Annotated in this window: 1 protein-coding gene; it reads left to right on the top strand. The window is 50.7% G+C overall.

Features of this window, described 5'->3' with window-relative positions; all coding sequences use genetic code 11:
- A partial coding sequence (locus NE473_RS31110) for a hypothetical protein (protein ID WP_256265641.1) occupies window positions 1-304 on the top strand: 304 nt, incomplete at both ends.

Raw genomic sequence — 304 nt, 5'->3', positions numbered from 1 at the left:
TATCGGAGATAAAAGCCTCCGTGAGAACGTAGGCAGTCAATACGACGATATGCCGAAGGAGCTGGCAGAGAAAGAAAAGCAGGCCAGAGTAACGGCGGCAGTGATTAAGGCGGAGGAGCCGGTATCCTTAGGAGTTATGGAAAAGGCTCCTGACGAAAAAATAAGACTTGCCCGCGTAATTCCTGTATATAGGGATGTCCTTCCCTTTCAGAAGACGGAAGCGGAAAAAACGGCGTACAGGAAAATACAGGAGGCATTGAATGCATCCCCGGTATTTGCCGAACAGGAGGCGGCTATCCGGTGG

It is taken from the genome of Hungatella sp. SL.1.14, from assembly GCF_024460495.1.
Taxonomy (GTDB): Bacteria; Bacillota; Clostridia; order Lachnospirales; family Lachnospiraceae; genus Hungatella; species Hungatella hathewayi.
This window is presented reverse-complemented; position numbering and strand designations above follow the sequence as displayed.